The following is a 21,210-nucleotide window of genomic DNA, read 5'->3' as shown; positions in this document are numbered from 1 at the left end:
GCGGCGGAGGTAGCCGTTATTCGATTGCTCTGCCTTCGCTCGGACAGTTGGCAGGACGGCGACACCCGCCGGGCTACCTGCACGGCAGGATGAGTTGTCGGTGGCCGGGTGCAGACTGATGGAATGGCTCAGTTCTCCACCGCGACCCAGGAGTGGTTCGACGGGGCCTTTCCCGCGCCGACCGCCGCTCAGCTGGGCGCGTGGAAGGCCATCGCGGCAGGTGAGCACACCTTGGTGGTGGCTCCGACCGGTTCGGGAAAGACGTTGTCGGCGTTTCTGTGGGCGATCGATCAGCTCGCTAGCCGGCCGAAACCCGAAGGCAAGCCCCCTGTTCGCGGCACCTCGGTGCTCTATGTGTCACCGCTCAAAGCGCTGGCGGTCGACGTGGAACGCAACCTGCGCGCACCGCTGGTCGGTGTCACGCAGACAGCCGGACGGCTCGGCCTCGATCCACCTGCCATCACGGTCGGGGTCAGGTCGGGCGACACCAGCGCGGCAGACCGGCGGTCGATGCAGCGCACGCCGCCGGACATCCTGATCACCACACCGGAATCCTTGTTCCTCATGCTGACCTCCGCGGCCCGCGAGACCCTCAGCGATGTCCACACGGTGATCGTGGACGAGGTGCACGCCATCGCGGGCGGGAAACGCGGCGCCCATCTGGCGTTGTCGCTGGCCCGGCTGGATCTGATGACCGAGCGACCGGTGCAGCGAATCGGGCTCTCGGCCACCGTGCGGCCACCCGAGGAGGTCGGGCGGTTCTTGGTCGGCAATGCGCCGATCACCATCGTGTCGCCGCCCGCGCCGAAGACCTTCGACCTGTCGGTGCGCGTGCCGGTGGCGGACATGACCGAGCCGGGCGACTCCGATCAGCCGGGTTCCATCTGGCCACATGTGGACGAAGCGATCGTGGACCTGGTGCTCGAGCACCACTCCTGCATTGTCTTCGCGAACTCCCGGCGGCTGGCCGAACGACTTACCGCACGGCTCAACGAGACCTACGCGGCGCGCATCGGTGAGCCCGTCGACACCGAGCACAAGCCGCCCGCGCAGCTCGGGGCGTCGACGGAAGTGATCCACGGCGCCGGGCAGCTGCTCGCGCGGGCGCACCACGGTTCGGTGAGCAAGGAGCAGCGCGCACTCATCGAGGACGACCTCAAGAGCGGCCGACTGCGCTGCGTGGTGGCCACCAGCAGTCTCGAGCTCGGCATCGACATGGGCGCAGTCGATCTGGTGGTGCAAGTGGAGGCACCGCCCTCGGTGGCCAGCGGATTGCAGCGGATCGGGCGTGCCGGACATCAGGTCGGCGAGATCTCCCGCGGCGTGCTGTTCCCGAAGCATCGCACGGATGTGATCCACTGCGCGGTCGCCTCGCAGCGCATGACCGCGGGACAGATCGAGGCGATCCAGATCCCGGCGCATCCGCTGGACATACTGGCGCAGCAGACGGTCGCGGCATGCGCGCTCGAATCGATCGATGTCGACGGGTGGTTCGAAACAGTGCGCGGTACCGGCAGTTACGCCGCGCTGCCGCGCTCGGCCTATGAGTCGGTGTTGGATCTGCTGTCCGGCCGCTACCCCTCCGACGAGTTCGCCGAGCTGCGACCGCGCGTGGTGTGGGACCGGGACGCGGGCACACTGAGCGGGCGACCCGGCGCGCAACGCCTCGCGGTGACCTCCGGTGGCGCGATCCCCGACCGCGGCATGTTCGCGGTGTTCATGGTCGGCGAAAAAGCCTCGCGGGTGGGCGAACTCGACGAGGAAATGGTGTACGAATCCCGTGTCGGCGATGTCTTCGCCCTCGGTGCGACCAGCTGGCGGATCGAGGAGATCACCTTCGACCGCGTATTGGTGACGCCCGCGTTCGGGCAGCCGGGACGCCTGCCGTTCTGGCACGGCGACGGGCTCGGCCGCCCCGCGGAACTCGGTGCGGCGTTGGGCGAATTCATCCGCAAAGCCGGACAAGACTCCACCGCGGCCCTTGCGCAACGCACTGTCGCTACTGCCGACACGCCTCGAAAACGACCGTCGCGCAGTAAGACCGGTGTCTCGGCGCGGGTGTCCGGCGCGGCCGATTCGTCGCACAATGGCGCAGGCTTCGCGCAGATCATGCGGGGCGCGGGCCTCGACGACAATGCGGCGACCAACCTGCTCACCCTGCTCGAGGAGCAACGCACCGCCACCGGTCAACTGCCCACCGATCGAACGTTGATCGTGGAACGCTTCCGCGACGAGCTCGGGGACTGGCGGCTGGTGCTGCACTCGCCTTATGGGCAGCCGGTACACGCGCCATGGGCATTGGCCATCGGCGCACGGCTGCGCGAGCGATTCGGTGTCGACGCCGGCCCGACCTCGTCGGACGACGGCATCGTGGTGCGGCTGCCCGACACCACCGACGATCCTCCCGGCGCAGAGCTTTTCGTGTTCGATCCCGACGAGATCGATGAGATCGTCACCGAGCAGGTCGGCGGTTCCGCGCTGTTCGCCTCCCGCTTCCGGGAGTGCGCCGCACGAGCACTGCTGCTGCCGCGGCGCGATCCCGGCAAGCGGGCGCCGCTGTGGCAGCAGCGTCAGCGCTCGGCGCAACTGCTGGATGTGGCGCGTAAGTTCCCCGACTTTCCGATCCTGTTGGAGACGGTGCGTGAATGCCTGCGGGACGTCTACGATCTGCCGTCGCTGCGCGATCTGCTCGGTCGGGTGGCACGCCGAGAACTGCGGCTGGTGGAGGTGGAGACCGCGACACCGTCGCCGTTCGCCAACGCCCTCTTGTTCGACTACATCGGGCAGTTCATGTACGACGGCGACAGCCCGCTCGCCGAGCGCCGCGCCGCGGCTCTGTCCTTGGACTCCAGCCTGCTCGCGGAACTACTCGGCCGGGTGGAACTGCGCGAACTATTGGACGCGGCGATCATCGAGCAGACCGAGCAGGAGTTGCAACGGCTGACCCCGGAACGCCGAGCCCGCGATGCCGAAGGTTTGGCCGACCTCTTGCGCCTGCTCGGACCACTCACCGCCGACGAAGCGATCGCGCGATGCGTCCGCGCGGACGACACCGATCGGGACCGTGCGAGCAGCCCACACGCCGAGGACGCCCGATCGGAGGCCGACCCCGTCGAATGGTTCGCCGAACTGGTGAAAGCGCGTCGGGCACTGGAGGTTACCTTCGCAGGCCGCGGCTGGTGGGTGGCGGTGGAGGACGCCGCCCGGCTGCGCGACGCGCTCGGGGTGCCGCTGCCGATCGGCACGCCGGCGGCCTTCATCGAACCGGTCGCGGACCCACTCGGCGACCTGGTCGGGCGCTACGCACGCACCCACGGGCCGTTCGGCACCGAGGCAGTAGCCGCCCGATTCGGCATCGGCACCGCCGTCGCCGCCACCGCCCTGCATCGCCTCGTTGCCGAAAAGCGGGTGGCGGAAGGTGAATTCACCCCGGCGGCCAGCGGCTCGGAATGGTGCGACACCCAGGTCCTTCGCCGCTTGCGTCGCCGATCACTGGCGGCGGCACGCCACGAGGTCGAGCCGGTCGCCACCGCGGCCTTCGGGCGTTTCCTGCCGGCCTGGCAGCACATCGGCACCGGCGAACTGCGCGGCGTGGACGGCGTCGCCGGGGTGGTGGAACAGCTGGCGGGCGTGCCGATCCCCGCCTCGGCCTGGGAATCGTTGATCCTGCCCGCCCGGGTCCGCGACTACTCCCCCGCCATGCTCGACGAACTGATGGCCACCGGCGAAGTGATCTGGTCCGGCCACGGCGCCCTCACCGCCAAAGACGGCTGGATCGCCCTGCATCCGGCCGACCAAGCACCCTTCACACTGCCGCCCGCCGACGACATCGAACTGGCCGAGGTACACCTGCGCCTGCTCACCGCACTCGGTGCAGCGATCGCACCGTGGACGCCGATCGAGGCCACCACCTCGGCGGAAGCATCGGTCGCGACCGATGACACAGCCGCCGGACATCGCGCAGTGGACGACGGCAGCTCACCGACGCTGCGACTGCCGCCGATATCGCAGGGCGGCGGCGCGTATTTCTTCCGGCACCTCTCCGACTCGACCGGGCTGCTGGACGACGCGAAAGTGGCTGCCGCCCTGTGGGAGCTGGTGTGGGCCGGCGTCGTCGCGGGTGACACTTTCGCACCGGTCCGCGCACTACTGTCCGGCACCGCACGCACGACGACCGCGCACCGCATGCCACGCCGCGCGCCCCGGGGCCGCGTCTACCTGCCCCGGCCGAGCACGCCGACTCGGTCCGGGCCGCCCGCGGTCGCGGGCCGGTGGTCGCTGCTACCGGATCGGGTGGTGGACAACACCGTTCGCGCGCATGCGACGGCGGACATGTTGTTGGAGCGTTACGGTGTGCTGACTCGTGGTTCGGTCCAGAACGAAGGTGTGCCGGGCGGATTCGCGCTCATGTACCGCGTGCTCACCGAGTTCGAAGACCGTGGACGTTGTCGCCGTGGCTATTTCATCGATTCGCTGGGCGGCGCGCAGTTCTCCACCACCGATGTCGTCGACCGGCTCCGCTCGTTCGACACCGACCGTTCGAACAGCCCCGAGCAGCGGCGGCGCACCGGCTCCGCGCTCGCGCTGGCGGCGAGCGATCCCGCGAATCCCTATGGCGCGGCCCTGCCGTGGCCCAAGGGTTCGATCGACGGCGCGGGCCACCGGCCCGGCCGGAAGGCGGGCGCGATCGTCGTGCTGATCGATGGCGAGCTGACGCTCTACCTGGAACGCGGCGGCAAGACGCTACTCACCTTCACCGAGGATCCGAACGCACGCCAGGCCGCCGCCACCGCGCTGGCGGGTCTGGTCCGCGACCGCCGCGTCGACTCACTGGTGATCGACAAGGTCGATGGAGAATCTGTGCACGGCAACACCTTCGCCGGTTTCCTCACCGAGGCAGGATTCGCACAGACGCCACGCGGTCTCCGCCTGCGGAGGCAACCGTGACCCGCTATGGCGTGACCAGCTCCTCCACACCCTGCCATTGCGCGACCGACCACTTCGCGCCCCAGCGCTTCTCGACCGACCTACCCTCCGACCATGCCTGAGGGCGACACGGTTTTCCTGACCGCGAGCAGGCTACGCCTAGCGCTCGACGGAAAGACGCTGACCCGCAGCGATTTCCGTGTGCCCCGCTACGCCACCGTCGACCTGCGGGGACAACCGATCGAGAGCATCGGCAGCTACGGCAAGCACCTGTTCATCAGGACACCGGAGGTCAGCGTCCACACCCACCTGAAAATGGAGGGCGAATGGCGCACCTACTGCACCGGGGAACGCTGGACCCGGCCGCGGGTGACCGCACGCCTGGTACTCGCTACCGAGGACACCGAGGCGGTCGGCTTCGCACTCGGCACCGTCGAGGTGCTACGCCGTGCGGACGAGCACACCGTCATCGATCACCTCGGTCCCGATCTGCTCGCTGCGAACTGGGACGTCGCCGAGGCGATGCGGCGGCTGACCCAGCACCCCGCGCAACCGATCGGGCTCGCGCTGCTCGACCAGCGGAACCTGGCGGGCATCGGCAATATCTACCGCAGCGAGATCTGCTTCCTACGTCGGGTGCACCCGGCCACCACCGTCGCCGATGTCCCCGATCTGCTGGCACTGGTCAACGAGGCGCATCGGGTGCTCACCAAGGCCGCCACCGAACCGCCGTGGCGCGCGCTGGCCTATGGCCGCACCCGCCGCCCCTGCCAACGCTGCGGCACCCCGATCGTGGTCCACCTGCTCGGCGAAACCGGGCCAGGCGACCGCATCACCCAACGCGAGCGTGGTATCTACTTCTGCCCGCGCTGCCAGCCCCCACCTGCCTGACAGGTCCACCGACACCGACACGCAGAAAGCTCTGCCGCCGGCGTGATTGCCATTCCATCGCTAATACTTCTCTACCGCCGCGCGACAACATCATCGGAAGGCGTCAGCGAGCACCATGAGGACGGCAAATGATCAGTTGGCAGACCAGAAGGTCGCAGCTATTCGCGATTGCCATTCGTCTGCTCGTTGCCGTCGCGGCTATCGCCGCCATCGTAGTGTTCACCTACTGCCTAGCGCATTCGACTGCGTCGACGGGTGATTCGACCACCCCCACCCCGCGGCCTCCCTCGATCTCCACCGACGATCTCAGCGAACACCTTCCCTGATTCACTAGACCGGTCGTCATAGTTACTGCTACCGTCGGAGCATGGCACCACGCACCGGCTCGCGTCAGCGCTTCCTCGATGCCGCCGCCGACCTCTTCCAGACACAGAGCTATCACGCCACCGGCTTGAACCAGCTCGTCACCGCGGGCGGCGCCCCGAAGGGCTCGTTCTACTTCCACTTCCCCGGCGGCAAGGAACAGCTCGCGGCCGAGGCACTCACCCAGTCCGGCGACCGCCTGCGCGAAGCGGTCGACACCATCCTCGGCAGCGGCGGCGACCTGAGCACCGTCTTCGATGCCCTGACCGCGATCCTCGTCGACTCCGACTTCGAGCGCGGCTGCCCCATCGCGACCGTTGCGCTGGACGCCTCGGCCGACAGCGAACCGATCCGGCAAGCCTGTGTCGCCGGTTTCGAGTCCTGGCGCGCAACGATCGACAAGTTCCTGCGAGACAAGGGCATCGAAGCCGAAAGAGCGGCCAACCTCTCCAACGTCGCGCTCGCCATGATCGAGGGCGCCCTACTGCTCGCCAAGACCCAACGTGACCCCGCGCCTTTGCGTGCGGTCGCCGACCATCTCCGCACCACCTTCGAACGAGAGCTCTCCTGATGCGAATCCATCACCTCAACGGCGGCACCATGCGCCCATTCGGCGGCCGACTCGTCGACGGCACCGGCGGCCTACTGCGCCGTGCCGAAATGATCTGCCACTGCCTGCTGATCGAGCTCGATTCCGGGCTTGTCCTGATCGAGACAGGAATCGGCGAACAGGCGGTGCGCCACCCCAAGGAATGGCTGGGCAGCAAGTTCCTGCTCCTCACCAACCCGGTCCTCGAACTCGAGCAGACGACGGCATACCAGGTGGAAGCGCTGGGTTTCCGCCGCGAGGACGTCCGCGACATCGTGCTCACCCATCTCGATCTCGATCATGCGGGCGGCCTCGCCGACTTCCCGAACGCGCGGGTACACGTGTACGCCGAGGAACTGCACTCCCTCGAGGGCGCCTACGGCCCCAAGGAGCGCTTCCGCTACAAGGCCCCACAGTTCAGGCACGGCCCACGCTGGGAAGCGTATTCGGACTTCGGGGAAAGCTGGTTCGGATTCGACGCAGTACGACAGTTGACCGGTCTCCCTCCCGAGATCCTGCTGATCCCGCTGTCCGGCCACACCAGAGGGCATGCGGGCGTCGCGGTCGACACCGGCGACGGCTGGCTGCTCTCGGCGGGTGACTCGTATTTCCATCCCGGCACGCTGGATCTCGTTCACCCACAGCAGCCGATCGGCATTTCGATCTTCGAACGCAGCATGCAGACGCTGCCGGGTCCCCGCATCGAAAACCAGCACCGCCTGCGCGAGCTGGTGCGCGATCACGGCGATGAGGTGACCATCTTCTCCGCGCACAACGCCGCCGAATTACGCGCCCTCCAACACGTGCGGGCCTGAAGCGAAACCCTTGACGCCGCACACCCTTTCGATTAACTTACATTTTGTAAGTTAATCGAGGGAGTGCATCGTGAACGATCCGCGACGGTATGTGGTCATCGGAGGCGGGCTGGCCGGGCTCGCCTCCGCCGTCTGGCTGGCCGAGGCAGGCAAGCAGGTCACCCTGCTGGAGCGTCGAGGCAGGCTCGGCGGCCGAACCCATGCCATGAAGGTCGATGCGGTCGACGATCTCCCCGACAATGGCCAGCATGTGATCGCCAGCGGCTACGACCACCTCTTCCGGTATCTGACCAGCATCGAAACCCGCGAGTTCGTCGCCTTCCCGCACCATGCCACGTTGCGCTGGCCCGATGGTCGCCACACGACCATGGCGACGAAGGGCATCGGCGCACTGCGCACCCTGTTCGGCGCCCACCCCGACGCGAGCCTGCTCGACCGGCTGCGCGCGGCGCGCGCCACCCTGCGCCTCGGCTGGCAATGCCTGCACCAGCCTGCCGATCTCGCCGATCTCACCACCGAACAGTGGTTCCAACGGATCGGTATGCCCGCCACCGCGCGTGAAGCGCTGTGGGACTGGCTCGCGCTCGGCGTCGCGGCCGAGCCGGTCGAACAGGAATCGGCGAAAGTACTCGCCGACGTGATGGCCACCGGAATCCGGCTCGGCATCAAACATCGGCAACCTGCCACCATCGGCTATCCGACCACCGACCGGACACGCTTTTCGTCACCGGTGCCGAAAGGGTCTTCCAGCGACACGGAGTCGAAGTTCGCCGACGCGCGGTGGCCCGGCGAATCCACATCGTCGACGGTGTGGTGACCGGCGTTGGGCTGGCCGACGGCACCGTGGTGCCCGCCGACGCGGTGGTGTGCGCGGTCCCCAACTCCAACGTGGGCGGCCTGCTCGACGAATTACCGGAGCACGCCGAGATCTACGCGGCCGCAGACAAACTCGGCTACACCCCGATCGTGAGCACCAATCTCTACCTCGACCGACCATTGGGTACCACCTCGCAGTTCGAGGCGCTGATCGGCGGCACCGGCGTCATCGACGAGGTCTTCGACCGACAGCGGATGACCGGCCGCAGCACCGACAAAGCCTGGCTGTACTGCTTGACCACCAGCGGCGCCTACCAGCAGATCCACAAGACCAACGAAGCGATCGTCGCCGAGCAGATGGCGCTGCTACGCCGCTACTACCCTGCCGCCGCGGACGCGAAAGTCATTCAGGGCCATGTGGTTCGGATGCCCAAGGCCACCTTTTCCCAGGTGATCGGCACCCATGGGCTGCGGCCGGACCAGCGGACCTCGGTGCCGACACTGGTGCTCGCAGGCGACTGGACGGCCACCGACTGGTCGGCCACCATGGAAAGCGCCGTGCAGAGCGCCGCACAGGCCGTGGACCAGCTGCTTACGCTACCGTCTGTGTTGTGACCACGGAGCGCTCCACATCCGAGCACCGCGCGGCCAGGGCAAGCATCGCAGAGCCTGACACCGCGCCGAAGCGCCGCATGTCCGCGGCCGACCGGCGCACGCAGTTGCTGAATATAGCGCGCGACATCGTGGCCGCCGACGGGTTCGGCGCGGTGAGCATCGATCGTGTGGCACGCGAGGCCCGGGTGGCACGCGCTCTGGTGTATCAGCAGTTCACCGACCTGTCGGGCCTGATGGCCGCACTGCTGGACCGTGAGACGGCCGTCGCACTGGCCGGTGTCGGCAGCGTCGACTGGTCGGGCACCGACTACGACGTCGACGAGGTCGGCCGTGGCGTGCTCGCGTATCTCCACGCCGCACCGACCAGCTGGCAGATCATCTTGAGCCCGCCCGAAGGCGGTCCACCCGATCTACGGGAACGACTCGAACTCGGCCGCGCCTATGCGCGCGCGATCGGTGCGCGTCACCTGTCGCACTTCACCGGAGTCACCGTCGACCCGGACGGTGCGACCGAGCGGATCATGTTGGCAGCCTTGGAAGAACTGGCCCGGCTGCATCTGACCGACCGGGATCGGTATCCCGACGCCATGGTGCTGCGGTATCTGCGTTCGCTCGTGGCATGGGCCGCGCGCGTCGAAGCCCCCAACAAGACTCGCTGACCTGCGGTTTCGTCATCATCACGAAATCCTCACGATGCGATTGGTTTTCTTGTTCCAGCGCGGAGAACCCGCGCGGGGAACGAGAGGAAATCCAGACCATGAAGACCAAGACCGCCATTGCCGCAGGAATTTTCGCCCTCGGTGCGCTCGCCGCGGGCACCGGCGCCGCGAACGCCGAGTTCATCGGAAACTACGCGACCTATGAGGCCTGTGCGGCCGACGGCGACTCCCCCAGGACCGGCGGCACCCAGTGGCAGTGCGTCGAGGTCGCCAACGGCTGGGACCTGCACACCTTCTGATCGATCGAGTTCCGAGTACCGACCGGCCCGGAGGGGGTTGGGCCGGTCGGACTCCGGCCCGCACGCGGTGTCTGAAGTTCCGTATTCTCAGACCTCGTGCGGGTTTTGGTGGTCGAGGACGACAAGGGTCTCGGCAATGAGGTGGCGGCGGGACTACGGGCGGCGGGCTTTGCGGTGGACCTCGCGCACCACCTCGCCGACGCCGATCTCAAGATCACCGTCAACACCTACGATTGCCTCGTCGTCGACCGCGGACTGCCCGACGGCGACGGCCTGCACCTCGTCGCCGCCCGGCGGGCCGCGGGCATGCGCGTGCCGGTGCTGATACTGACCGCCCGCGACGGGCTCGCGGACCGGATCTCGGGCTTCGACAACGGCGCCGACGACTACCTGGTCAAGCCCTTCGCCCTGGCCGAACTCGCCGCTCGGGTGCGCGCCCTGTGTCGACGGCGTGAGCAGCCTGCGCCCGCACGAATCGTGCTCGGCGACATCGACATCGATCTGCCACGCCGCCGCGTGCAGCGCGCGGGCATCCTGCGCTCGCTGACCCCCAAGGAATTCGCCGTGCTCGAACTGCTCGCCACCCGCGCGGGCACCGTCGTGTCCCGCTCCGAGCTCATCGAATGCTGCTGGGACGAAATGGCCGAACCCGCGTCGAACGTGGTCGATGTGGTGGTCGCGCAATTGCGCCGCAAGCTCGGGCCGCCGTCGGTGATCGAGACCGTTCGCGGCACCGGCTTCCTGATCGGAAGTGAACCATTCGCACCATGAGTTCGCTGCCCGTACCCCTCGGCGGCCGGTCCATCGGTGCCACCGCCGACCGACCCGCGGTGGCAAGGCTGCGCCGGACCCGCTGGCAGCTGACGGCACTGATCACCGCGATCACCGCGACATCGCTGATCATCCTCGGGCTGGTCGCGGCGACGATCGACTCGCGCTCACGCGATCATGCCATCGACAATTCCCTCGACCGAGTGGTGACCGGGCTGTACCGAGCCGTCAATCTCCCTCCGGGCGAGGACATCCTCGACCTGAGCCAGATCGAGAACGACGCCCTCGCCAACGGCGAAACCGCGGTCATGATCGTCAGCTCCGACGGCGACGGCAAGTGGACGGAGAGCTACGCGCACCTGCGCACCTGGTTGCCCGCGGACAACGGTGCCGCCGCCCTGGCCGATGACGCCGTCTTCGCGGGGGAAACGGTGTTCGGCAACGGAGTTGACAATATGGGCCGACCCGTCCGTATCGCAGCGACACCGATCTCGTGGGAGGACTCCCGAATCCAGGCGGTCGTCATCGCGGGCACGAATCCTGGCCTGTGGGACCGTGATCGAGCGCTGCTGATCTGGGGACTCGTCGTCGGCGGCGCGACGCTGGTCGCGCTCTCGGCCATCGCGGGACACCTGCTCTCGGGCCGCAGCATGCGCCAGGCCTTGGTGATGGTCGAGGAACAGGAGCGGTTCCTCGGCGATGCCGCCCACGAACTGCGCACCCCACTGACCACGTTGCGGCTGGTCACCGAGCCACGCGATCGCGCGCCGCAGGACAATCAGCGCGCGCTGACCGACGCACGGGCCCTCGGGGACAGGATGGAGCGCATCGTCGCCGGTCTGCTCGCCAGGGCGCGCATGCAGGCAGGGGTCACCACGATGGAGAAGGTGCAGCTGCTGCTCGATCAGCTCACCGAATCGGTTGTCGAGGAGTTTCCGCAGGCGAACATCGTTGTCCAGGCCTATCCGACAGTGGTGGTCGGCGATCCGGACCTACTGAGCCTCGCGGTTCGCAATCTGATCGAGAATGCGATCGTGCACGGCGCGGTGAACCGTGCCGCGCCGATCGAGGTACATGTGGCAGATGGTCGCGTCAGCGTCCGCGATCACGGTGCCGGCATCAATCCGCAGTTGTCGAGTAATCCGTTCCAGCGCGGCGTGACCGCGGGACGCGGCAGCGGCATCGGCCTGGCGCTGGTGGCCTGGATCGCGGACCTGCACGGTGGCAACGCATCAATGGAACCGGCCGCGGGCGGCGGCACCATCGTCTCGATCGCCCTGCCGCCGCCGTCGCTCGGCCACTCCTGACGGCTCAGCTGTCCAGCGGTACCGGTTCCAGAATCTCCGGGCGTGGCTCGGGTGCGGCAACGCGCAGCGCGTCGGCGGAGGCGTCGTCGGGCTGGGTCTGCGAGCGGATCTCGGCCTCGACTCTGGCCTGGTAGGTCTTCACCTCGCGGTCGATGTCGTCGTCGTCCCAGCCGAGGATCGGCGCGACGAGCCCGGCCACCTGTTCGGCGCAGTTCGCGCCCCGGTGCGAATACTCGATGGAGATCCTGGTGCGCCTGGCCAGGATGTCCTCCAGGTGCAGCGCGCCCTCCGCCGCCACCGCGTAAACGGCCTCCACTTGCAGATACGACGGCGCGTCCGTAATCGGTTGCAGCAGTTCTGGTTTGCCGTCGGCCACGGCCATCACGTCGTTGATGAGCGAGCCGTAGCGGTCCAGCAGGTGCTCGATCCGGTACGGGTGCACGCCGTAGGACTCGGCCAGTTGCACCGTTTGGTTGATCAGCGCGAAATAGCCGTCGGCACCCAATAGCGGGACCTTCTCGGTGATCGAGGGCGACACCCGGGCCGGAATATCGTGCGCCGCTTCGTCGACCGCGTCGTAGGCCATCACTCGGTAGGTGGTGTACTTGCCACCCGCGATGCCGACGAGACCCGGCGCGACCCGCGCGACGGCGTGCTCACGTGAGAGTTTCGAGGTCGAATCACTTTCTCCCGCAAGCAAAGGCCGCAATCCCGCGTACACGCCATCGATGTCGGTGGGCGTGAGCGGCGTAACCAGCACCCGATTCACCCGATCGAGCAGGTAGGCGATATCCGCCTTGGTCGCCGCGGGATGGGCGAGGTCCAGATTCCAGTCGGTGTCGGTGGTTCCGATGATCCAATGCGCGCCCCACGGAATCACGAACAGCACCGAAGTCGCGGTACGCAGGATGATGGCGGCATCACTGACAATGCGGTCGCGCGGCACCACGATGTGCACGCCTTTGGAGGCGCGCACGTGGAATCGGCCGCGATTGCGCGAGAGCGCCTGCACCTCGTCGGTCCAGACACCCGTCGCGTTGATCACCACATGGCCGCGGACTTCGGCGGTGCGTCCGTCCTCGCTGTCATGGACCTTCACTCCGACGACACGGTCGGCCTCACGCAGGAACCCGACGACCTGGGTGGAAGTGCGGATCACCGCACCGTAGTGCGCGGCAGTGCGAGCGACGGTCATTGTGTGCCTGGCGTCGTCGACGACCGTGTCGTAGTAGCTGACACCGCCGATCAGCGAGTCGGGCCGCAGGCCCGGCGCCAACCGCAGCGCACCGTGCCGAGAAAGATGACGTTGTCCTGGCACGGATTTAGCGCCGCCCATAGTGTCGTAGAGCACCAGACCGGCCGCCACATACGGGCGCTCCCAGGCCCGGTGGGTCAGCGGGTAGAGGAAGCACAGCGGTTTCACCAGGTGCGGCGCCAGTGTGGACAGTGCGAGTTCGCGCTCGCGCAGCGCCTCCCGCACCAGCCCGAACTCCAACTGCTCCAGATACCGCAGGCCGCCGTGGAACATCTTCGAGGACCGACTGGAGGTACCGGAGGCGAGGTCACGCGCCTCGACCAGGGCAACACTGAGGCCGCGGGTCGCCGCGTCCAGCGCGATTCCGGCCCCGACCACTCCACCGCCCACCACGACGACGTCGAAGTGATCGTTGCCGAACCGCTCCCATGCCGCCGCGCGCTGCTGGGGGCCGAGGAACTGCGATTCCGGATTCTTGGTCATTGCTCGACTCCTCCAGACGACGACGGCGTCGGATGTAGACGACGTTGTAGGTCTTCACGGGCACACGATCGAGCTGCTCTGGGTACAGGCTATGCGAGTCGGGGGCGAATCCCCGGCGGTGGCACCGGCCGTGTCGTCGGTGAGCTACCGACCGGTAACCGAGGTCCACAGTAGTCCGGCGACACCCACCACGCGAGGTGCTGCGCACCGCGTTCGACACCCACGGTGTCGCGTCGTTCGACCCGCAGCGCGCGCCGTATTTAGTAGCCTGCACGAATGCGTCGCTATGTGGCCGCCATTGATCAAGGCACGACGTCGAGTCGGTGCATCGTGTTCGACCGGCACGGCCGCGTGGTCGGCGTCGCCCAACGGGAGCACGAGCAGATCTTCCCGCGACCGGGCTGGGTCGAGCACGATCCGGAAACCATGTGGCGCAATATCGAATTCGTCCTCGGCGAGGTCCTGCGGACCACCGGTCTCGGCGCGGACGACATCGCGGCAGTCGGCGTCACCAACCAGCGCGAAACAACGGTGGTGTGGGACCGCGCCACCGGCAAGCCGATCTACAACGCCATTGTCTGGCAGGACACCCGCACCGACCGGCTGGTGACCGAACTGGGCGGCAAGTACGGTGCGACCCGCTATCAGGACCGCACCGGCCTGCCGCTGTCCACCTACTTCGCCGGACCGAAACTGCGCTGGATCCTCGATCACGTCGAGGGCGCCGCCGCACGCGCCCAAGCGGGCGAGCTGTGTTTCGGCACCATCGACAGCTGGGTGCTGTGGAACCTCACCGGCGAGCACATCACCGACGTGACCAATGCCTCGCGCACCATGCTGATGGATCTTCGTACGCTGCACTGGGATCCACAGATCTGCGCGGAATTCGGTGTGCCGCAGGCGATGCTGCCGGAGATTCGCAGCTCGTCGGAGGTGTACGCGGAGATCACGGCGGGCCCGCTGGCCGGCATTCCGGTCGCAGGCATCCTCGGTGATCAGCAGGCGGCGACCTTCGGCCAGGCCTGCCTGGCCCCCGGCGAAGCCAAGAACACCTATGGCACGGGCAATTTCATGTTGTTGAACACCGGGACAACGCCGGTGGTCAGCAAGCATGGGCTGCTCACCACCGTCTGCTACCGGCTCGGCGAAGAACCCGCCGCATATGCACTGGAAGGCTCGATCGCGGTCACCGGCTCATTGGTGCAGTGGTTCCGGGATAACTTGGGGATCATCTCCACAGCCGAGGAGATCGAACCGCTGGCCCGCAGCGTCGACGACAACGGCGGCGCCTACATCGTGCCCGCGTTTTCCGGGCTGTTCGCGCCGCGCTGGCGGCCGGATGCGCGCGGCGTTATCGCCGGCCTCACCCGCTTCGTCAACAAAGGTCACCTGGCGCGAGCGGTACTGGAGTCCACCGCATTTCAGACCCGCGAGGTGGTGGACGCCATGCGCGCGGATGCCGAATCCGAACAGCTCGGCCTCGAACTGACAACGCTGAAGGTGGACGGCGGCATGGTCGGCAACGACCTGCTGATGCAGTTTCAATCCGACATCCTCGACGTCCCCGTCGTCCGTCCGGTGGTCAACGAAACCACTGCTCTCGGTGCGGCTTACGCCGCCGGACTCGCAGTCGGCTACTGGCCGAATACCGATGACATCCGCGCCAACTGGGCCGCCGACAAGACCTGGGAACCGGCCATGTCCGCCACGGACCGCGACCATCACCTCACAGAGTGGAACAGGGCCGTGGAACGAACCTACAACTGGGCCTCTTGATCGACCCGAACCGTCCGTGGCACAACCTATTTGCCATCAGGCACGCTGAACCTGGGCTGCACATTTCCGAATGCGATAACCGTGGGATGCACCGCACTCTGCGGTGCATCCCACCGCCGAACTCTGCGGTGATCCGCGCTGACCGTGGACTAGAACTCGGACAGCGGCAGAGCAGCGGGCCGACACGACGTCGTCACCGGCTGGCAGGGCGGCGGCGGAGGCGGAGGGGGCAGGCAGTCGGTGGTCACCGGCTGACAAGGACCCGCTGTGGCGATACTCGGCGCAAGAAAAACCATGCCGCCTGCAATCAGCGCACCCGTTATGAATTTCGCGATCATGAATTGACTCCCTCCCGTGACGTCGATACCGACGCTACGACAGCGGGTCACTCCACAGCAAGAGGGATCGATCAATGTGGCAGTCCGAAAGATTATGTGGCAGTCACTGATTCACCACAGCACGCGCCAATCGGTCGACGGCCTCGGTCAGCGTCGCGGCATCCGAGGTGGTGAAGCACATGCGCATCGAGTTGCGGTAGCCGCCCTCCACCGCAAAGGCCGAGCCAGGAACGTAGGCGACACCTTCGGCCAGTGCGCGCGGGAGGAGCGCCTGGGTATCGGTATCGTCGGTGAAATCGGCCCAGACGAACATGCCGCCGGTCGCGTCGGTGCAGACGATTCGATCGTCGAAGCGGTTACGCACGGCGTGCACCAGGGCCTTGGCCCGGGCGCCGTAGGCAGTACGGACGTTGTCGACGTGGGCGGTAAGCCAGGTCTCGTCAGCGAGTAGCTCGGCGGCGATCTGCTGGGTGAGTGCCGAACCACAGAGGTCCGCCCCCTGTTTCAGCAGTTCCACCGCGCGGCAGACCCGGTCGGGCGCAACCATCCAGCCGACGCGCAGGCTGGGCGAGAGGATCTTCGAGGCGCTGGAAAGCCGAATCACGTTGCCCGAGTAGGTGGCAACCGGTTCGGGGGCGGGACTGTCGAACCACAACTCCCCGTACGGATCGTCCTCGATCACCCAGAAACCGTGGGCATCGGCCAGCTCCGCCAGTTCGCGACGACGCTGTCGGCTCATCGTCACCCCGCCGGGGTTGTGGAAGTTGCTGACGGTGTGTACGAACGCGGGACGTTCGCCGCGCCCGAGCAGCTCCGTGAGCAGATCCACCCGCATGCCCTCGGCATCCAGCGGCACTGCGATGATCCGCGCCCCCGCTGCCCGGAACACTTGCAGCGCACCGACATACGCCGGATCCTCGACGATTACCAGAGCGCCGGGATCCAACAGGACCTCGGCAAGCAGCGACAGTGCCTGTTGCGAGCCGTGGGTGACGAACACCTCGTCGACCGGGACGACGCGGCCGAGCCGGGCCGACTCACGCTCGGCGAGTACGGCACGCAGCGGCGCCCAGCCGGACGATTCGGTGTACTGCAGGCAGCTCGCACCGCTCAGCGCGGTGTCCGCGGCGGCGGCGATCCGTTCGCGCGGCATCAGCGCGGCATCGGGCAGGCCGCCCGCCAGGCCGATCACGTCGGCCCGGGTGGTGAGCTTCAGCAGATCGCGGATCGCCGAGCTCTGCAGACTGCCGAGCTTGCCTGCGAGCGGTGGGATAGTCGTCGGCATACGCACCTCCAGGGACACCATGGATACACGACACCCGACTGTCCCAGATCCGGTACCAAAATATGAAACCGCTTCCCATATTATGGGAGAGATCAACGTTTCTGGACCGCGAGTATCAACTTTCTGCCTTCCCGGTCGACCGTGATGACCGTTTGTGGGTACACGATGGTCGTGCCGTCGACACGGAGCGCGGTCAAGTCCACATCGTAGGTGTCCGGGGCGGTCTCGGCGATCCGGACGCAGTGCGTGGTGCCCACCGGAATCTCCTCGTTGATGGCCTTCTGCAGAACTTCCGCGGGCGACAAGTACTCCGCGTCCGGCGCGAGGTAGCTGCGGGCCCGCTCCCCACTGCGCTCGACGAAGTACGCGTACTGGAAACCGAGAATCGCGCCTGGTCCGCTATTGGTATCACCGGCACCGTTGCCGACGGTCACCTTGCCGTCCTTGCTTGCCTGGCAGTTCAACGCGCCGGTCGGCGTAACAGGCGGCGCAGCGGACCCGCCGCCGTTATCGCGGTTCACCGCGATGATGGTCGTCACCAGCGCGCCCACGACCGCCGCCGCGGCGACCGAGCCGAGCGCGATCCAGCGGCCGCGCGACCCCTTCTTCTGCCGATTCGTAGTGAACACCGGGGTCGGGATGGCGCTGGGAGCCAGGCGCTTGGCAATCGGATCGTCCGACCACGACAGGCCGGGCTCGGAAGCCGGCGGTGGCGTCGGGACACCGCCGCCGTCGGCGGGCTGGTTCCACCATGTATCGCGTTCGACACCGGGCGGCGCCGCCTGGGGACCAGGGGTGAGCTCTTCGTCCGCATCGACCGGAGGCTGCGGCGCCCGCGGAACCGGTGGCGCGGGCGGCGGCGCATCGGGGAAGACCGTGGTGTCGGGCGCTCGATACTGCGCGGGTGGAGGCGGCATCGCAGGCGGTTCATCCGCCGGACGCCAGATCAGCTCGGGATGATCGGCCGCGGGCTCCGACCACTGCGGCGGTTGACCACTCGTCGGCGGACCGAAATCGTCCACGGGCGGACCGAAGTCGCCCATGGGAGGGCCGAATTCGCCGACCGGCGGCCCGAATTCCGATACCGGCGGGCCGAAGTCGCCCATCGGTGGACCGAATTCCGACCTGGGCTGGCCGGATTCTCTGCCCTTCGCATCGTCCTCGGAACCCACACCAAATCCTTTCCCCAGGACACACGTGTGGGGCGGTCGCGAACGACCGCCCCACCCGTCGAATCAGCTCGTGTCAGTACTGGAGCGAACCACCCCACTGAGTCGTGACACCAGCAATGTTGACTGTCTGCGGAAGCAGTTCACCCGGCTGCACCGGAAGCTTAACTTGTGCCGCCGCCTCGAGGGCAGCCGCGCCACCGGGCTGTGCCGCGATCCAGTGCTCGACGGCCGCCTTCGCCTTGTTCAGCTCGGTGGTGTCGAGAACAACGGTGTTCTTGTTGTCGGCCAGGCCCTCGCCACCGGTGTAGCTGGTGAGCTTGATGGTGTTGGCATCGACGTACTCGACCGAAACACCGGCCTCGCCCGCACCCGTCGGGGTGTGGTAGCCGACAGTGCCGACATAGCCCGCCGCGTTGTTGAAGTGGTGGGTGTTGGCCGCAAAGCCGGGCAGCGCGCCACCACCATCGATGTTCGCACCGAGCTCCGCGTGCGGACCGGTCATCTCGACGACCGGAGCTGCGGGCGCGGCTTGCAGACGCGGTGCCTGCCAGCGCGGCGGCTGCACCAGGGTCTGCGATTCCGGCTGTGCCGCCTCGACATTCGCCTCGCTGCCCGGCGCGGTGCCGGGGGTGCCCGGTGGGGTCGTACCCGGCTGGACCGGCTTCGCGTCGGTGCCTGCGGTATCCGGAGCGACAGCGGGCTGGGCGGGTGGCTGCTGACCGGGAACCGGCAGCGGCGCAACCCGCGGGGTGGTCACACCCGGCTGTGTCGGCGCGGCGAGCTTCGGTTCCTTCGGATTCGGCATCACCTGGTTGGGGTCCGGCGTGGTGACACCCGGCTGGCTCGGCGTCGGCTTGGACTCCGGCTTACCGGGTTCCGGCTTGTTCGGCTCCGGCTTGGTGGTTTCCGGCTGGCCCTGGTCCGAAGGCTTGGTGGTTTCCGGCTGGCCCTGGTCCGAAGGCGCGTCAGTGCCCGGCTGCGCAGGTGCAGGGGTGGTCGGTGTGGACGGCTGATCGTTGGGAACTGCCCCCGCCGGCGCCGCGAAGAGAGTGGCCACAGCGGCCGCAGTGGCCAGCGGCAACGATGTACTCGCCATCGCTCGCTGCGCCCGACTCGGCTTACGATGTTTCACTTTTCGCCAATCCCTTTCCCGGGTACGACCGAACCGGCCGCACTCAGTTGTCTCTGGTGAGACGCACGGCCGCCGAACGGCTTCAGGGCCGTTCGCCGTATCCCGGTTGGAAAGGAACTATCCCCCCACACAGAACCTCGCGACCGCCCGCCGATCGCATCTCTGCGGGAAGTGAACCACATGTAAGCCGCACTGGCAATGCAATGAAATATGCCCAACGCCAGGAACACTCATGCAGCCACGATCAGCACCCCCCACCTCGACCGACTCGAGGCCGATAACCGGTCGTCAGTCCAGGTCGTCGTGGCGCATCAGCAGGCGGGCGGCTTCGGTAACAGAGCCGGTCAGCGACGGGTACACCGAGAAGGTCTGGGCGAGGTCGTTGACGGTCAAATTGTTCTGCACCGCAAGGGCAATCGGCAGAATGAGCTCCGAAGCGATAGGGGCCACCACCACGCCGCCGATGACCACGCCGGTCGCGGGCCTGCAGAAGATCTTGACGAAACCTCGTCGCAAGCCCGACATCTTGGCGCGCGGGTTGGTGTTCAGGGGCAGCATCACCGTGCGTGCGGGCGTCTCACCATTGTCGATGGCGGTCTGGCTCACGCCGACCGTCGCGATTTCCGGGCGCGTGAACACCGCGGAAGCCACCGTCTTCAAGCGAATCGGGCTCACACCCTCACCCAGTGCGTGATACATCGCGATACGGCCCTGCATCGCGGCCACCGAGGCCAGCGGCAGCAGGCCGGTGCAGTCACCCGCGGCGTAGATGCCGGGCACCGAGGTACGTGACACCCGATCCACCCGCAGATAGCCGCGGTCGAGCTCGATGCCGACCCGCTCCAGACCGAGATCATCGGTATTGGGCGTCGAACCAACGGTCATCAGCGCATGGGTGCCGGTGACGGTCCTGCCGTCGGACAACTTGACCACAATGCCGTCGGCGGTCCGCTCCACCGCGTCGGCGCGCGCGTGCTTGACCAGTTCGACGCCACGCTCGGCGAGCGCGTCCTCCAGCACGAGGGCGGCGTCCGCGTCCTCGCCGGGCAGCACCCGGTCGCGACTGGACACCAGCTTCACATGCACACCCATTTCGGTGTATGCGGAGACGAATTCGGCGCCTGTGACACCGGAACCGACCACGACCAGGGTCTCCGGCAGCTCCTGCAGGTCATAGAGCTGACGCCAGTTCAGGATGCGCTCACCATCCGGCTCGGCGCCGGGCAACACGCGCGGGCTCGCACCGGTGGCGATCAACACCACTTCGGCCTCGACGATCCGCTCCTCACCGCTGTCGAGAATCGCGCGCACCTGGTGCGCGGCGAGACCGGTCGCGGCATCGATCAGCTGCCCGCGTCCGGCGAGCACCGTCACCCCGACGGTCTGCAGCTTCGACCGAATATCCGAAGACTGGGCGAGCGCAAGCGCTTTCACACGGGTGTTCACCTCGGGCAGCTGGATGGTCGCCTGGCTCGGATCAAGGGTGATGCCCAGGTCACGGGCGCGTCGCAGGTCGGTCCGTACGCCGGTCGAAGCGATGAAGGTCTTCGAGGGCACACAGTCCCACAGCACGCACGCGCCGCCGATGCCATCGGAATCGATCAGAGTCACCGATGCGCCGTGTTGCGCCGCCACCAGCGCCGCTTCGTAGCCGGCCGGCCCGCCACCGATGATCGCTATGCGGGTCATGGATACCTCCGCTCGAGCAGTTCGACCGG

General features: G+C 67.4%; 14 protein-coding genes and 1 pseudogene. 10 read left to right on the top strand and 5 right to left on the bottom strand.

Translation table 11 applies throughout. From position 1 onward, the window contains the following. Positions 1-123 precede the first annotated feature (123 nt). The 9 genes and pseudogenes from AB0M74_RS13980 to AB0M74_RS13940 all read left to right on the top strand — a co-directional run bounded on the left by AB0M74_RS13980 (position 124) and on the right by AB0M74_RS13940 (position 12,051). Positions 124-4,947, top strand: a complete 4,824-nt coding sequence (locus AB0M74_RS13980; RefSeq protein ID WP_364906249.1) for an ATP-dependent helicase — start codon at positions 124-126, stop codon at positions 4,945-4,947. Between the two features lie 93 nt (positions 4,948-5,040). Beyond that, the gene (locus AB0M74_RS13975; protein ID WP_364906247.1) at positions 5,041-5,817 is read left to right on the top strand and encodes a DNA-formamidopyrimidine glycosylase family protein; all 777 of its coding nucleotides are present in this window, start codon (positions 5,041-5,043) and stop codon (positions 5,815-5,817) included. Positions 5,818-6,184: 367 nt separating this feature from the next. Further along, positions 6,185-6,751 carry a TetR/AcrR family transcriptional regulator gene (locus AB0M74_RS13970; protein ID WP_364906243.1) on the top strand — a complete coding sequence of 189 codons (567 nt, stop codon included), beginning with the start codon at positions 6,185-6,187 and terminating at the stop codon, positions 6,749-6,751. Next, entirely contained in the window at positions 6,751-7,584 is an 834-nt protein-coding gene (locus AB0M74_RS13965) for an MBL fold metallo-hydrolase (RefSeq protein WP_364906241.1), read from the top strand. Before AB0M74_RS13970 ends, AB0M74_RS13965 begins: the two co-directional genes overlap by 1 nt. Before the next feature lie 67 nt (positions 7,585-7,651). Next, positions 7,652-9,015 (top strand): annotated as a pseudogene (locus tag AB0M74_RS13960) (FAD-dependent oxidoreductase). Further along, entirely contained in the window at positions 9,012-9,674 is a 663-nt protein-coding gene (locus AB0M74_RS13955; protein WP_364906238.1) for a TetR family transcriptional regulator, read from the top strand. The pseudogene AB0M74_RS13960 and the gene AB0M74_RS13955 overlap by 4 nt, the downstream one beginning before the upstream one ends. A 98-nt stretch (positions 9,675-9,772) precedes the next feature. Further along, positions 9,773-9,973, top strand: a complete 201-nt coding sequence (locus AB0M74_RS13950; protein ID WP_364906235.1) for a hypothetical protein — start codon at positions 9,773-9,775, stop codon at positions 9,971-9,973. A 96-nt stretch (positions 9,974-10,069) separates the two neighbouring features. Next, complete coding sequence (locus AB0M74_RS13945; protein ID WP_364906232.1) at positions 10,070-10,744, top strand: response regulator transcription factor; 675 nt, start codon at positions 10,070-10,072, stop codon at positions 10,742-10,744. Next, positions 10,741-12,051, top strand: coding sequence for a HAMP domain-containing sensor histidine kinase (locus AB0M74_RS13940; RefSeq protein WP_364906229.1), 1,311 nt, complete (start codon positions 10,741-10,743; stop codon positions 12,049-12,051). Before AB0M74_RS13945 ends, AB0M74_RS13940 begins: the two co-directional genes overlap by 4 nt. A gap of 4 nt (positions 12,052-12,055) precedes the next feature. Here AB0M74_RS13940 and AB0M74_RS13935 read toward each other — a convergent pair whose 3' ends face one another. Continuing rightward, on the bottom strand, positions 12,056-13,789 hold the full coding sequence (locus tag AB0M74_RS13935; protein WP_364906227.1) for a glycerol-3-phosphate dehydrogenase/oxidase: 1,734 nt from the start codon (positions 13,787-13,789) through the stop codon (positions 12,056-12,058). 276 nt (positions 13,790-14,065) lie between these two features. Between AB0M74_RS13935 and glpK the strand changes: the two genes are divergently transcribed. Beyond that, complete coding sequence (gene glpK / locus AB0M74_RS13930; RefSeq protein ID WP_364906225.1) at positions 14,066-15,565, top strand: glycerol kinase GlpK; 1,500 nt, start codon at positions 14,066-14,068, stop codon at positions 15,563-15,565. Between the two features lie 441 nt (positions 15,566-16,006). Here the strand turns inward: glpK and AB0M74_RS13925 are convergent, their stop codons facing one another. The 4 genes from AB0M74_RS13925 to AB0M74_RS13910 form a co-directional block, all read right to left on the bottom strand. Continuing rightward, positions 16,007-17,188 carry a PLP-dependent aminotransferase family protein gene (locus AB0M74_RS13925; protein ID WP_364906222.1) on the bottom strand — a complete coding sequence of 394 codons (1,182 nt, stop codon included), beginning with the start codon at positions 17,186-17,188 and terminating at the stop codon, positions 16,007-16,009. A 92-nt stretch (positions 17,189-17,280) separates the two neighbouring features. Continuing rightward, positions 17,281-18,360 (bottom strand): hypothetical protein, encoded by a 1,080-nt coding sequence (locus AB0M74_RS13920; protein ID WP_364906219.1) that lies wholly within the window; start codon positions 18,358-18,360, stop codon positions 17,281-17,283. Between the two features lie 73 nt (positions 18,361-18,433). Continuing rightward, the gene (locus tag AB0M74_RS13915) at positions 18,434-19,456 is read right to left on the bottom strand and encodes a hypothetical protein (RefSeq protein WP_364906216.1); all 1,023 of its coding nucleotides are present in this window, start codon (positions 19,454-19,456) and stop codon (positions 18,434-18,436) included. Positions 19,457-19,780: 324 nt separating this feature from the next. Continuing rightward, positions 19,781-21,181 (bottom strand): NAD(P)H-quinone dehydrogenase, encoded by a 1,401-nt coding sequence (locus AB0M74_RS13910; RefSeq protein ID WP_364906214.1) that lies wholly within the window; start codon positions 21,179-21,181, stop codon positions 19,781-19,783. Positions 21,182-21,210 lie beyond the last annotated feature (29 nt).

This window comes from Nocardia sp. NPDC051463 (genome assembly GCF_040681975.1).
Taxonomy (GTDB): domain Bacteria; phylum Actinomycetota; class Actinomycetes; order Mycobacteriales; family Mycobacteriaceae; genus Nocardia.
This window is presented reverse-complemented; position numbering and strand designations above follow the sequence as displayed.

Excerpts from the sequence above, each read along its gene's own strand:
- AB0M74_RS13980 (WP_364906249.1), top strand. The coding sequence starts at position 124 with ATGGCTCAGTTCTCCACCGCGACCCAGGAGTGGTTCGACGGGGCCTTT.
- AB0M74_RS13975 (WP_364906247.1), top strand. The coding sequence starts at position 5,041 with ATGCCTGAGGGCGACACGGTTTTCCTGACCGCGAGCAGGCTACGCCTA.
- AB0M74_RS13970 (WP_364906243.1), top strand. The coding sequence starts at position 6,185 with ATGGCACCACGCACCGGCTCGCGTCAGCGCTTCCTCGATGCCGCCGCC.
- AB0M74_RS13965 (WP_364906241.1), top strand. The coding sequence starts at position 6,751 with ATGCGAATCCATCACCTCAACGGCGGCACCATGCGCCCATTCGGCGGC.
- AB0M74_RS13950 (WP_364906235.1), top strand. The coding sequence starts at position 9,773 with ATGAAGACCAAGACCGCCATTGCCGCAGGAATTTTCGCCCTCGGTGCG.
- AB0M74_RS13940 (WP_364906229.1), top strand. The coding sequence starts at position 10,741 with ATGAGTTCGCTGCCCGTACCCCTCGGCGGCCGGTCCATCGGTGCCACC.
- AB0M74_RS13935 (WP_364906227.1), bottom strand. The coding sequence starts at position 13,789 with ATGACCAAGAATCCGGAATCGCAGTTCCTCGGCCCCCAGCAGCGCGCG.
- glpK (WP_364906225.1), top strand. The coding sequence starts at position 14,066 with ATGCGTCGCTATGTGGCCGCCATTGATCAAGGCACGACGTCGAGTCGG.
- AB0M74_RS13925 (WP_364906222.1), bottom strand. The coding sequence starts at position 17,188 with ATGCCGACGACTATCCCACCGCTCGCAGGCAAGCTCGGCAGTCTGCAG.
- AB0M74_RS13915 (WP_364906216.1), bottom strand. The coding sequence starts at position 19,456 with ATGGCGAGTACATCGTTGCCGCTGGCCACTGCGGCCGCTGTGGCCACT.
- AB0M74_RS13910 (WP_364906214.1), bottom strand. The coding sequence starts at position 21,181 with ATGACCCGCATAGCGATCATCGGTGGCGGGCCGGCCGGCTACGAAGCG.